Raw genomic sequence first — 12800 nt, forward strand, 5'->3', positions numbered from 1 at the left:
ATGTCGCGCATGGCCGCCAGCACCGCCTGGATACGCACCGGCGCGCCATTGGTGACGGGCGCCACCGGCCGCAGCACTTCGGGCAGCGTTTCCACGCCGCACAGGCCACAGCCCGTGCGCCCGGCCATGGCGCGCCGGCGCGACTTCAGCCGCACTTCACAGGCGCTGGAAATTTCCAGCTGGATCACGATGCCGTCGCATTGCGGCAGCAGGTCGATGCCGCGCACGTCGCCGACGCCGTCGATGATGCCTTCGGACAGCGCGAAACCCACCGCGAAGTCCTCCAGGTCGGCCGGCGTGGCCAGCATGGTGGCGTGGCTGATGCCGTTGAACTCCAGCGCCACCGGCGTTTCCTCGGCCACGGAGTCGGTTTCGACCTCGGGGACAAGGATGCCGCCCCGCACGCGGGTGACCTGAACCTGCGTGCAGTCGGGGCGGGAAGGCGGTGGCGTGGTCATGGCGGCGTCCTGGCGGTTCGGGCTGGCGGTTATTTCCCGGTCAGCGCCGCCTCGTTTTCGCGTGAACGCTCGCGCAGCAGCTTTTGCTGGATATCCGCAAAGCGCGACCACTGGCGCTGCCATTCCGAAGGCTGCGACACGCGCGTGACCTGCACGGCCGTCACCTTGTACTCGGGGCAGTTGGTGGCCCAGTCGGAACTGTCGGTGGTGACGACGTTGGCGCCGGACTCGGGGAAATGGAAGGTGGTGTATACCACGCCCGGCTGTACCCGGTCGGTCAGCGTGGCCCGCAGCACGGTCTCGCCCGCGCGGCTCTGGATGCCGACCCAGTCGCCGTCCTTCACGCCGCGGTCCTCGGCGTCCTGCGGGTGCAGTTCCAGCACGTCCTCCCCATGCCACATGACGTTGGGGGTGCGCCGGGTCTGCGCGCCCACGTTGTATTGCGACAGGATGCGGCCGGTGGTCAGCAGCAGCGGGAAGCGGCGCGTGCTGCGCTCGTCCGTGGGCACGTACTTGGTGATCATGAACTTGCCCTTGCCGCGCACGAACTCCTCGATGTGCATGATGGGCGTGCCGTCGGGCGCCTCGTCGTTGCAGGGCCATTGCAGACTGCCCAGCTTGTCCAGCTTTTCGTAGCTGACGCCGGAGAATGTGGGCGTCAGGCGCGCGATCTCGTCCATGATCTCGCGCGGATGCTTGTAGTCCATGGGATAGCCCAGCGCATTGGACAGCGCCACCGTCACTTCCCAGTCGGACTTGCCGTTCTTGGGCTCCATCACCTTGCGCACGCGTGAGATGCGGCGCTCGGCGTTGGTGAAGGTGCCGTCCTTTTCCAGAAACGAGGAGCCGGGCAGGAACACGTGGGCGTACTTGGCCGTTTCGTTGAGGAACAGATCCTGCACCACGATGCATTCCATGGCCGCCAGCGAAGCCGCCACATGCTGCGTGTTGGGGTCCGACTGCACGATGTCTTCGCCCTGGCAGTACAGGCCCTTGAACGATCCGCCCAGCGCGGCCTCGAACATATTGGGGATGCGCAGGCCGGGTTCGGGCTGCAGGGTCACGCCCCAGTCCTTTTCGAACTGGGCGCGCACCGTGTTGTCGGAGATGTGGCGGTAGCCGGGCAGCTCGTGCGGGAACGAGCCCATGTCGCAGGAACCCTGCACGTTGTTCTGCCCGCGCAGCGGATTCACGCCCACGCCTTCGCGGCCGATGTTGCCGGTGGCCATGGCCAGGTTGGCGATGGCCATGACGGTGGTGGAACCCTGGCTGTGTTCGGTCACGCCCAGGCCGTAATAGATGGAGCCGTTGCCGCCCGTGGCGTACAGGCGCGCCGCGCCGCGCACGGCCTGCGCCGGCACGCCGGTGATTTCTTCCATGGCTTCCGGCGAGTTTTCCGGCAGCGAGACGAAGTCGCGCCACTCCTTGAAGGCCTTGGCTTCGCAGCGCTCGGCGACGAAGGCTTCGGCGATCAGGTTTTCGGTGGCGATCACATGCGCCAGCGAGGACAGCAGCGCGGTGTTGGTGCCGGGGCGTACCTGCAGATGGAAGTCGGCCTTGATGTGCGGCGAGCTCACCAGTTCGATGCGGCGCGGGTCGATCACGATCAGGCGCGCACCCTGGCGCAGGCGGCGCTTCAGGCGCGAGGCAAACACCGGATGGCCGCTGCTGGGGTTGGCGCCCATTACGATCACCACGTCGGTGTGCATGACGGAATCGAAGGTCTGCGTGCCGGCGGATTCGCCCAGCGTCTGCTTCAGCCCGTAGCCGGTGGGCGAATGGCAGACCCGCGCGCAGGTGTCGACGTTGTTGGTGCCGAAGGCCGCGCGCACCAGTTTCTGCACCAGCCAGGTCTCTTCGTTGGTGCAGCGCGACGAGGTGATGCCGCCGACCGCATCGCGGCCGTACTGGCCCTGGATGCGGCGGAATTCGGAGGCCGCATAGTTGATCGCCTCGTCCCAGGATACTTCCTTCCAGGAGTCGGTGATGTGCTTGCGGATCATGGGCTTGAGCACGCGTTCCTTGTGCGTGGCGTAGCCCCAGGCGAAGCGGCCCTTGACGCAGGAGTGGCCGCGGTTGGCCTGGCCGTCCTTCCAGGGCACCATGCGCACCACTTCCTGGCCCTTCATTTCGGCCTTGAAGCCGCAGCCCACACCGCAGTAGGCGCAGGTGGTCACGACCGAGTGCTCGGCCTGGCCCATCATGATGACGGTCTTTTCCTGCAGGGTGGAGGTCGGACAGGCTTGCACGCAAGCGCCGCAGGACACGCATTCGCTGTCCAGGAAGGGCTGGTCCTGCCCTGGCGACACGCGCGATTCGAAGCCCTTGCCGGAGATCGTCAGGGCGAAGGTGCCTTGGGTTTCCTCGCAGGCGCGCACGCAGCGGTTGCAGACGATGCACTTGGACGCGTCGTAGGTGAAGTACGGATTGGACTCGTCCTTTTCGCTCTTCAGGTGGTTGGCGCCGTCGTAGCCGTAGCGCACGTTGCGCAGGCCCACCACGCCGGCCATGTCTTGCAGCTCGCAGTCGCCGTTGGCCGGGCAGGTCAGGCAGTCCAGCGGGTGGTCGGAGATGTACAGTTCCATCACGCCGCGCCGCAGGTCATGCAGCTTGGGGGTTTCGGTGTAGACCACCATGCCGTTCTCGGCCGGGGTGGTGCACGACGCGGGATAGCCGCGGCGGCCTTCGATCTGCACCAGGCACAGCCGGCACGAGCCGAAGGGCTCCAGGCTGTCGGTCGCGCACAGCTTGGGAATGTTGATGCCGGCCTCGGCGGCCGCGCGCATCAGCGAAGTGCCTTCGGGCACCGTGATTTCCTGGCCGTCTATGGTCAGGGTGACGGTTACGGCGGACTCGCGCGCCGGCGTGCCCAGGTCGCGATCGCGCTTGATGACGGTTTCTAGCATGTCGGTCTCGGGTTCAGGCCGCGTGCGCGGCAGACTGGGAGGACTCGATGCCGAAGTCCTGCGGGAAGTGGTTCAGCGCGGACAGCACCGGGTAGGGCGCCATGCCCCCCAGCGCGCACAGCGATCCGCCCAGCATCGTGTCGCACAAGTCGCGCAGCAGATGCACCTGCTGCTCGCGGCCAGGGCCGCCCGCGACGATCTTGTCTATGGTTTCCACGCCGCGGGTGGAGCCGATGCGGCAGGGCGTGCATTTGCCGCAGGATTCGATGGCACAGAACTCCATCGCGTAGCGCGCCATGCGCGCCATGTCGACGCTGTCGTCGAAGGCCACCAGCCCGCCGTGGCCGACCATGGCGGAGATCTGGATGTAGGCCTCGTAGTCCAGCGGCACGTCCCATTGCGATTCGGGCAGGTAGGCGCCCAGCGGGCCGCCCACCTGCACCGCGCGCAGCGGGCGGCCGGAGGCGCTGCCGCCGCCGAAGCCGTACAGCAGGTCGCGCAGGCTCAGGCCGAAGGCCTTCTCGACCAGGCCGCCGTGCTTGAGGTTGCCGGCCAGCTGGAACGGCAGGGTGCCGTGCGAGCGGCCCACGCCGTAGTCGCGGTAGTAGCCCGCGCCCTTGGCCAGGATGATGGGCACGGTGGCCAGCGAAATCACGTTGTTGATCACGGTGGGCTTGCCGAACAGGCCCGAGATCGCGGGCAGCGGCGGTTTGGCGCGGACCACGCCGCGCTTGCCCTCGAGGCTTTCCAGCAGGGAGGTTTCCTCGCCGCAGATGTAGGCGCCCGCGCCCTTGCGCACTTCCAGGTCGAAGCGGCGCCCGCTGCCGTGCACGTCGTCGCCCAGCCAGCCCACGCTGCGCGCCCGCGCGATGGCGGCTTCCAGCGTGGCTATGGCCTGCGGATATTCGGAGCGCACGTAGATATAGCCGTAGCTTGCGCCCACGGCCAGGCCGGCGATGGTCATGCCTTCGATCAGCACATAGGGGTCGCCTTCCATCAGCAGGCGGTCGGCGAAGGTGCCCGAATCGCCTTCGTCGGCATTGCAGACGATGTATTTCTGGTCGCTGGGGGTGCCGGCCACCGTCTTCCATTTGATGCCGGTCGGAAATGCTGCGCCGCCGCGGCCGCGCAGGCCCGAGGCCACCATTTCATCAACGATCTGTCCCGGCTCCATCGTCAGGGCGCGTTGCAGGCCCTGCAGGCCGCCGTGAGCGGCGTAGTCCTGCAGCGACAGCGGGTCGGTCACGCCCACGCGGGCGAAGGTCAGGCGTTCCTGCTGCTTCAGGTAGGGGATTTCTTCGGTCAGGCCCAGGCGCAGCGGATGCTCGCCGCCGGCCAGCCAGTCCGCGTCGAACAGCGCGGCCACGTCCTCTGGCTGCACCGGCCCGTAGGCGATGCGGCCCTGCGGCGTGGCGATCTCGACCATGGGTTCCAGCCACAGCAGCCCGCGCGAGCCGTTGCGCACGATCTGCACCGACAGGCCGCGGGCGTCGGCGGCGCGTTCGATGTCGCGCGCGACCGTGTCCGCGTCCATGGCCAATGCCGCCGCGTCGCGCGGCACGTAGATGACGATGGGGGAGCTCATGATTGCGCCTCCAGCGTGCGGGCCAGCAGGCGGTCCAGCTTTTCCGGCGTGACGCGGGCGTGGGGCCGGCCGTCGATCATCACCGCCGGCGACTGGGCGCACAGGCCCAGGCAGTACACCGGTTCCAGGGTGAAATCGCCGTTCTTGCTGTTGGCGTGGAAATCACAGCCCAGCGCCGTGCGTGCATGGGCAGCAAGATGTTCGCCGCCCATGGCCTGACAGGCCTCGGCGCGGCAGACCTCGAGGGTGTGGCGCGCTGCGGGTTCGCTGCGGAAATGGGGGTAGAACGTGATGACGCCGTGGACCTCGGCGCGGGACAGGTTCAGGGCCTCGGCGATGGTCTGCACCGCCGGGGCCGGAATACAGCCCAGTTCATGCTGGACCGCATGCAGCACGGGTAACAGGGGGCCGGGCTGGTCCTTCAGCCGGGCGAGTATGCGGGCGGTGGCCGCGATGGCCGGAGTGGGGGACGCTTGCGCCGCGTCCAGGGCCATCTGGCCGCCGCGGGCGCCGCCGCTGGACGCCAGATCGGATGTTGCCTCGCGCTGATGCACGTCGGTCTCCTCCTGTGTTGCTGTTGGGTCGGGCGGGATTTCGTTGGGTTATATGTTTTTAAAAGCATATAAAAACCCTTCCAGCCGCATTATTTGTGTACTCTAGCGGGGTAATTCACCGTCTTCAATAAGAAATAAATGACATATAAGTTCCGTATCGGCTTGCGGCCGCAATGGAGCCTGGGCGGAGACGACGACCCGGCGCCTGTGCCGCTGCAGGACATGCTGGCGCTGCTGTCGGCGATCGACGCCACTGGCAATATTGCCGGCGCCTGTCGCGCCTGCGGCCTGTCGTACCGGCACGCCTGGGGCGTGCTGCGCCGTTTCGAGACCATCTTCGGCACGCAATTGCTCATCACCAACCGCCGCCAGGGCACGCAACTGGCGCCGTTCGCGCAACGCCTGCTGTGGGCCAACCGCCGCATCGAGGCGCGCCTGATGCCGACGCTGGACAGCATGGCGTCGGAGCTGCAGGAAGAGCTGGAGCGCCTGTTGCCCGAGAGCGGCCCGCACCTGCGGCTGCACGCCAGCCACGGTTTTGCGGTGGAATCGCTGATGCAGCACATGGGCAACCGCAAGCCGGGCCTGGAACTGCGCTACCGCACCGCCATCGAGGCGTTGGCCTCGCTGGAGCGGCACGAATGCGACCTGGCGGGCTTCCAGGTGCCGCTGGGCGATTTCGAAGCGCCCATCATGGAGCGGTACGCGCAATGGCTGCACGCGGACGAGTACATGCTGATCCATCTGGCGGTGCGCAATGCCGGCCTGTTCGTCACCGCCGGCAATCCCAAGCAGATACGGGGCATGACTGATCTGGCGCGGCCCGACGTGCGCTTCGTCAACCGCCAGATCGGCTCCAGTACCCGCTATCTGGTGGGCCTGATGCTGCAGCGGGCGGGGGTCTCGATCAGCGAGGTGCAGGGCTACGAAACCAATGAATTCACCCATATGGCCATCGCCGCGCACATCGCCAGCGGCATGGCCGACACGGGCGTGGGGGTGGAGACCGCCGCCTGCCGCTTCGGCCTGGACTTCATCCCGCTGGTGCGCGAGCGCTATTTCTTCGCCATCCGCAAATCCTCCTTGGAAACGCCCGCCATGCGCGACCTGCTGTCCATCATGAGCAGTCCCGACTACGTCGGCTACGTCAGCCAGCTGGCGGGCTACGACGCCCGGGACACAGGCAGGCTGCAGTCCCTGCAGGAGGCTTTTCCATGAGCGCGGAACGCGATGCGCCGGGATATGATGTTCCCATGAGCAAAGTGATTTTCCTCGCCGATCGCCGGACCGGTCCGCTGGCCCCCGCCGTGCCCGGCGAACTGCCGCCGCATGGACAGCCGGCGCTGGACCAGCGCGCGCGCCCCTTGCGCGACCTGCGGATCTCGGTCACGGACCGCTGCAACTTCCGCTGTACGTATTGCATGCCGCGCGAGGTCTTCGACAGCAGCTATACCTTCATGCCGCATGCGGCGTTGCTGTCGTTCGAAGAAATCAGCCGCCTGGCGGGCATCTTCACGCAGCTGGGCGTGGAGAAAATCCGCCTGACTGGGGGCGAGCCGCTGCTGCGCAAACATATCGAGAACCTGGTGGGACAACTGGCGGAACTGCGGACCCCTGCGGGCCGTCCGCTGGACCTGACCCTGACCACCAACGGCAGCATGCTGGCGCGCAAGGCCGCCGCACTCAAGAACGCCGGACTCACGCGCGTCACTGTCAGCCTGGACGCGCTGGACCCGGCCATGTTCCAGGGTATGAGCGACAGCGGCTTCACGCCCGAAGACGTGCTGCGCGGCGTCGACGCAGCAGCTGAAGCCGGACTGGCGCCGGTCAAGGTCAACATGGTGGTGCGGCGCGGCCTGAACGACGGCCAGATCCTGCCCATGGCCGAGCGCTTCCGCCATTCCGGCCATATCCTGCGCTTCATCGAATACATGGACGTGGGCAACACCAACGGCTGGAATCTGGCCGAGGTGGTGCCCAGCCAGGAAGTGCTGGACCGCATCGGTGCGGCCTATGCGCTGGAGCCGGTGGCCAGCGGCGAAATGGGCCGCGTGGCCGAGCGCTGGCGCTACCTGGACGGCGGCGGCGAGATCGGCGTCATCTCCAGCGTTACGCACGCCTTCTGCGGCGGCTGTACGCGCGCGCGCCTGTCGCCGGAAGGCAAGCTGTTCCTGTGCCTGTTCGCGCACGACGGCTACGACCTGCGCGCGCCGCTGCGCGACGGCGCCAGCGATGCCGAGCTTGCCGGCATCATCGCGGGCATCTGGGCGGGCCGCAACGACCATTACTCCGAGCTGCGCGGCCGCAACATGGCCGATCCGGCGCGCAAGATCGAGATGAGCTACATCGGTGGTTGAAACCTCGCCCGCGATCGCACGCGCAGGAGTGGCGGGTCTGATCCTGGCCGGCGGCCAGGGCACGCGCATGAATGGGCAGGACAAGGGCCTGGTGATGCTGCGCGGCGAGCCCATGGTGGCGCACGTCGCGCGCCGCCTGGCGCCACAGGTGTCGCGCCTGATCGTCAGCGCCAACCGTCACGTGGATCTCTATGCCCCGTACGGCGAGGTCTTGCGGGACGGCGAGGCCGAATTGGGCGCCTGGCAAGGGCCGCTGCTGGGCATTGCCGCGGGCCTGGCGGCCGCGCAACGGGAGGCCTGGCTGGTGGCGGTTCCCTGCGATACCCCCTTCCTGCCCCCGGACCTGGCGGCGCGCCTGGTAGGCGCGGCCGAGTCCGCCAAGGCGCCCATGGCCTATGCGATGGCCAACGGGCAGCGGCATTCGGCCTGCATGGCCTTGCGCACTTCGCTATTGCCGAATCTGCTGGCGTACCTGCGTGCCGGCGACCGCAAGGTTGGGTTGTGGCAGGCGAGGGCGGGTGCGGTCGAAGCCTGCTTCGACGACGCGCCCGATGCCTTCATGAACGTCAACACGCCAGAGGAACTGGCGGCTGCCGAGCGCTACGCCAGCCAGTGACGCAGGTCGTAGTAGGCGACCCGGTCCTTGTCCTGCACCTGCACGTCGGCCGGCAGGCGGGCCAGGCCCGTCGCCCAGGGCAATGAACTGATCACGCCCGAACCCTGGTGGCCGTAAGGCACCAGTTCGGCGCTGCCGTCGTCGGCCAGGCGGCGCTGCACGCGCAGGAATTCCTCGCGGCTATCCTGGCGCGGATGCTCGGTGCGCAGCGGCAACTGGCTGGTCGGCGGGAACAAGGTTTCGCGTCCCTGCATGCGACGCATCAGCGGCGTCACCAGCAGGGTGAACACGGCGTAGGCCGACACGGGATTGCCGGGCAGCCCGACCACGGGCTTGCCGTCGATCTGCGCCAGCGCCACCGGCTTGCCCGGCTTCATGCGTACCTTCCAGAGCGCGAGTTCGCCGCCCAGCGAGGCCAGCGCGGGCTTGACCAGATCGCGTTCGCCCACCGACACGCCGCCCACGCTAACCACCAGGTCGCAATCGGCCAGCAGCGTCTTGAAGGCGGCATGCAGGTCGGCCTCGGTGTCGCGGGCGTGCAGCACGTGCACCGGCAGGGCGCCCATGCCGCGCGCCAGCGCTGCCAGCATGGGGCCGTTGGAGTTGTAGATCTGTTCGGCCGCGCGCGGCTGGCCGGGCAGCACCAGCTCGTCGCCGGTAGTGAGGATGCCCACGCGCAACTGGCCGACGACCCGCACGCGGGCCAGGCCTTGCGAGGCCAGCAACGCAATGTGAGCCGCTTCCAGCACGGTGCCCGCGGCCAGCAGCGGGGCCCCGGCCATGGTGTCTTCGCCGCGGCGGCGGATGTGCTGGCCGGGCTTGGGAGCACGCGAGATTTCCACCTGGCCGTCGGCTTCGGTGGTGTCTTCCTGCATGACGACCGTATCCGCGCCTTCCGGGATCAGGCTGCCGGTGAACAGGCGGATGGCCTGGCCGGGTTTGAGCGGTTCCGGCATTTCGCCCGCATAGCAGCGCTGCTGGATCGGCAGGCGCACGCCGGCGCCCCAGTCGGCCACGCGCAAGGCGTAGCCGTCCATGGCGCTGTTGTCGGCCGGCGGGATGTCCACGGTGGCGGTGAGGTCGGCGGCCAGCACGCGGCCGGCGGCAGCGGCCAGACTCACCTCTTCGCTGCGTTGCAGCGGACCCGCGGCATTGGCCAGCAGGGTCTGGGCTTGATCAAAATCCAGCATGGGTCAGTTGTCTTCTTCGCGTTGCTTGAATTGGGTGGCGAAATTGCAGGGGCGGTGGCCGCTGTCCAGCTGTTCGCGGATGATCTGGGACCAGGCGGTTTCGCAGGCGTTGTTGGAGCCGGGCAGGCAGAAGATCAGTGTCTGGTTGGCCGAACCTGCGAGGGCGCGCGACTGGACGGTGGAGCTGCCGATCTCGGTGTAGGAGATCTGGCGGAACAGTTCGCCGAAGCCGGGGATCTCGCGGTCCAGCAGGGGCTGGATGGCTTCGGGCGTGTGGTCGCGATGCGAGAAGCCCGTGCCGCCCGTGGTCAGGATCACCTGGACCTCGGGATCGGCGATCCAGTCGCTGATGACGCGGCGGATCTGATAGATGTCGTCCTTGACGAGGTCGCGGCGCACGCACTGATGGCCGGCATGGGCCAGGCTGTGGGCCAGCAGGTTGCCGGAGGTGTCGTCGCCCGCGCTGCGGGTGTCGCTGACCGTCAGCACGGCGCAGGCCAGCGAAACAAGGCTTTCGTCGCTCATGGATTCTCCTCTTCTATCGTCTAGACGGTGGTGTCTTCATCCCAGGACTGCGTGCGGTCCTGGTCGGATTGGCGTTGCTCCACCCAGAAGCTGCTGCCGCCCGCCAGGGTTTCGCGCTTCCAGAAGGGCGCGCGGGTCTTGAGCGCGTCGATGATGTATTCGCAGCCGCGGAAGGCGTCGCCGCGGTGGGCGCTGGCGGCCGCCACGAAGACGATCTGGGCGTTGCGGTGCAGCGCGCCGACCCGGTGCACGATGACCGTGCCGTCCAGGTTCCAGCGCGCGCGGGCGGTCGCGGCGATCTCTTCGAGCTCGCGTTCGCACATGCCCGGGTAGTGTTCGAGAAAGAGCGTGTCGGTGGGCGTGTCGGGCGCGTAGTCGCGCACATAGCCCACGAAAGTGACGATGCCGCCCACGCCCGGGCCGGCGCTCTCCCGCAGCGCGGCCGTGAGCGCGGCGCCGTCGAAATCGGCTTCCTGGACGCTGATCATGGCGTTCAACCTCCGGTGACGGGTTCGAATACCGCGACCTCGTCGCCCGCCCGGACGGGCGCGGACGGCTTGGCGTGGGTCTGGTTGATGGCCAGCTTCAGGCGCGCGGAGGGCGCCAGCTGGGGGTAGCGTTCGCCCAGCGCGGCGAGCAGCTGCGCGCCGGTGGACTCGCCCTCCAGAGGCCAGGCTTCGGAGCGCTTGCCGACCAGTTCGGCGACGCGCGCGAAGTAAAGAAGATTAATCGTTGCGCCATTCACCGCTTTTTCCTCCTGCCTTGTACTTAAGGCGAACTTGCTCGATGACGATGCCTTTGTCGGCAGCCTTGCACATGTCGTAGATGGTCAGCGCGGCAACGCTGCAGGCCATCATGGCTTCCATTTCCACGCCGGTCTTGTAGCTGGTGCGGCAGGTGGCCAGCACGTCGATGCGATGCTCGGCGTCGTCCAGCGCGAACTCGACGCCGACGAAGGCCAACGGCAGGCTGTGGCACAGCGGGATGGTGTCGGCGCAGCGCTTGGCGGCCAGGATAGCGGCGACGCGGGCGGTATTGAGGACCTCGCCCTTGCCCTGGCCCGGCTGGGTCAAGAGGCCGTAGGCGACGGCGTTCATGCGCACGCTGGCGGTGGCGATCGCCACGCGCTCGGTGTCCGTCTTGGCGATGACGTCGACCATGCGGACCTGTCCGGCTTCATCCAGGTGGCTCAAGGTTGGGGTGGGCGTGGACATGGGAATCGGGAGCGATAATTGTTAATGATTGAAAAGGGCGGCCCCGGCTGGCCGGATCGGCCCATTGATACGCCTATGATAGACGAGCGGTGCAGGGGGCGCGATAATCGCGCCTGTAGTCATTAGAAGGACGGAAACGCTCGTCCTTCAATTCGTATCAGGAGACGCGCAATGCCCTTGCGGATGCCCAAGCTTCGGTTAACCCGCCGGGTCGGCAAGATTCTTCTGGGTATCGCGGCATTCGTACTTATCCTTTTCGGGGTTGCCGCCTGGCAGGTCCCCAAAGTGCTGCACAACGTCCTGGTGCAGGACGTCTCCAAGATGATCGGGCGGGACGTCTCCGTCGGCGACATCAGCTTCAATCCCTTCACGCTGACCGTCCGGGCGCGCGATCTGGCCGTGGCCCAGCCCGATTCGCAGACGCCGCTCTTGACGCTGGCCGAGCTGGACGTCAGCGCGGCCTGGACTTCCCTGTTCTGGTTTGCGCCGGTCGTCGATCGAATGACGCTGCGCGAGCCTAACATCGCCATCGTCCGCGAGGACGTCACGCGATTCAATTTCTCTGATATTCAGCAACGAGTGGCCGAATTGACGGCCGCCCAGCCCCAGGAACCGCCCAAGCCGGACGAAGGACTGCCGCGTTTTTCGCTGAACAACATGGTGATCGAGAACGGCTCGATCACGCTGGACGACAAGGTCACCGGCCGCAAGCAGGTTGTCGACGAAGTGGGCGTGGGCGTGCCATTCATTTCCACCTTCGGCTACGCCACCGACATCGACGTGCAGCCGCGCGTGCACTTGCGCATCAACGGCAGCCCCTTCGACCTGACCGGCGTGGCCCGGCCCTTCGACAAGGTGCCCTCATCCACGCTGCGCGTGGCCTTCAACGGCCTGCAGCTCGAAAAGTGGGCAGACGTCTGGCCCATGCCGCTGCCGTTCAAGGTCGAGAGCGCGCTGCTGGATTCGAACCTGCAAGTGGTGTTCGAGCAGCCCAAGGACGCGCCGCCCAAGATCCGCGTCGTCGGCGACCTGGGTTTGCGCCGCCTGGACCTGCGCGACACCGCGGGCGCGAACCTGGCCGCCTGGAGCGCGCTGACCGTCACCCGCCTGGAGCTGGAGCCCATCGCGCGCCATGCCTATGTAGGCGAGGTGGGGCTGTGGGCGCCGCAGATTCATGTGCGTCGCTACGCCAATCAAAATCTGAACTGGCTGGACGTGGTCGCCGGGCTGAAGCGGCTGGGCGGCGTCGAGCCGACCGCCACGCCGGTGGCCGACAAGCTGCGCAAAGCCAGCGGCCTGAATCCCGCCAAGGCGGGAGACAAGGCCGGTCCGGCCGCTGCCACCGCCACGCCGGGATCTGCCGCCAAGGGCGCTGCTCCGGCAGCCGCCGCGGCG

Annotated in this window: 13 protein-coding genes; 4 read left to right on the forward strand and 9 right to left on the reverse strand. The window is 67.5% G+C overall.

Annotated elements, in window-relative coordinates:
• The 4 genes from VIR09_RS22310 to VIR09_RS22325 all read right to left on the reverse strand — a co-directional run.
• On the reverse strand, positions 1-458 hold a 458-nt coding region (locus tag VIR09_RS22310; RefSeq protein WP_332014827.1), incomplete at its 3' end, for a formate dehydrogenase accessory sulfurtransferase FdhD.
• 29 nt (positions 459-487) lie between these two features.
• Positions 488-3364 (reverse strand): formate dehydrogenase subunit alpha, encoded by a 2877-nt coding sequence (gene fdhF, locus VIR09_RS22315; protein WP_332014828.1) that lies wholly within the window; start codon positions 3362-3364, stop codon positions 488-490.
• Positions 3365-3377: 13 nt separating this feature from the next.
• Positions 3378-4949 carry an NADH-quinone oxidoreductase subunit NuoF gene (locus tag VIR09_RS22320; protein WP_332014829.1) on the reverse strand — a complete coding sequence of 524 codons (1572 nt, stop codon included), beginning with the start codon at positions 4947-4949 and terminating at the stop codon, positions 3378-3380.
• Positions 4946-5503 (reverse strand): formate dehydrogenase subunit gamma, encoded by a 558-nt coding sequence (locus tag VIR09_RS22325; RefSeq protein WP_332014830.1) that lies wholly within the window; start codon positions 5501-5503, stop codon positions 4946-4948. Before VIR09_RS22325 ends, VIR09_RS22320 begins: the two co-directional genes overlap by 4 nt.
• Before the next feature lie 138 nt (positions 5504-5641).
• Between VIR09_RS22325 and VIR09_RS22330 the strand changes: the two genes are divergently transcribed.
• From VIR09_RS22330 to mobA, 3 genes are read left to right on the forward strand one after another with little or no spacing between them, the layout of a single operon-like run.
• On the forward strand, positions 5642-6721 hold the full coding sequence (locus VIR09_RS22330; protein ID WP_332014831.1) for a substrate-binding domain-containing protein: 1080 nt from the start codon (positions 5642-5644) through the stop codon (positions 6719-6721).
• A 35-nt stretch (positions 6722-6756) separates the two neighbouring features.
• Complete coding sequence (gene moaA, locus VIR09_RS22335; protein ID WP_332014832.1) at positions 6757-7860, forward strand: GTP 3',8-cyclase MoaA; 1104 nt, start codon at positions 6757-6759, stop codon at positions 7858-7860.
• On the forward strand, positions 7853-8476 hold the full coding sequence (gene mobA, locus VIR09_RS22340; RefSeq protein ID WP_414639454.1) for a molybdenum cofactor guanylyltransferase MobA: 624 nt from the start codon (positions 7853-7855) through the stop codon (positions 8474-8476). Before moaA ends, mobA begins: the two co-directional genes overlap by 8 nt.
• Here mobA and glp read toward each other — a convergent pair.
• The 5 genes from glp to moaC are packed head-to-tail and all read right to left on the reverse strand — an operon-like array spanning position 8461 to position 11405.
• A complete protein-coding gene (gene glp, locus VIR09_RS22345) occupies positions 8461-9666 on the reverse strand; it encodes a gephyrin-like molybdotransferase Glp (protein ID WP_332014833.1) in 1206 nt (401 codons plus the stop codon). The two genes, mobA and glp, sit on opposite strands and share 16 nt — an antisense overlap.
• A 3-nt stretch (positions 9667-9669) precedes the next feature.
• A complete protein-coding gene (moaB, locus tag VIR09_RS22350) occupies positions 9670-10191 on the reverse strand; it encodes a molybdenum cofactor biosynthesis protein B (RefSeq protein WP_332014834.1) in 522 nt (173 codons plus the stop codon).
• A gap of 20 nt (positions 10192-10211) precedes the next feature.
• Complete coding sequence (locus VIR09_RS22355; RefSeq protein WP_332014835.1) at positions 10212-10679, reverse strand: molybdenum cofactor biosynthesis protein MoaE; 468 nt, start codon at positions 10677-10679, stop codon at positions 10212-10214.
• Positions 10680-10684: 5 nt separating this feature from the next.
• Positions 10685-10936 (reverse strand): MoaD/ThiS family protein, encoded by a 252-nt coding sequence (locus VIR09_RS22360; RefSeq protein WP_332014836.1) that lies wholly within the window; start codon positions 10934-10936, stop codon positions 10685-10687.
• The gene (gene moaC, locus VIR09_RS22365; RefSeq protein ID WP_042794830.1) at positions 10917-11405 is read right to left on the reverse strand and encodes a cyclic pyranopterin monophosphate synthase MoaC; all 489 of its coding nucleotides are present in this window, start codon (positions 11403-11405) and stop codon (positions 10917-10919) included. The genes VIR09_RS22360 and moaC overlap by 20 nt, the downstream gene beginning before the upstream one ends.
• A gap of 171 nt (positions 11406-11576) precedes the next feature.
• On the opposite strand from moaC, the gene VIR09_RS22370 reads away from it, so the two are divergent.
• Positions 11577-12800 (forward strand): AsmA family protein (locus VIR09_RS22370; RefSeq protein ID WP_332014837.1); only part of this gene is annotated, 1224 nt, incomplete at its 3' end.

It is taken from the genome of Achromobacter sp. (assembly GCF_036567245.1).
Taxonomy (GTDB): Bacteria; Pseudomonadota; Gammaproteobacteria; order Burkholderiales; family Burkholderiaceae_B; genus Achromobacter.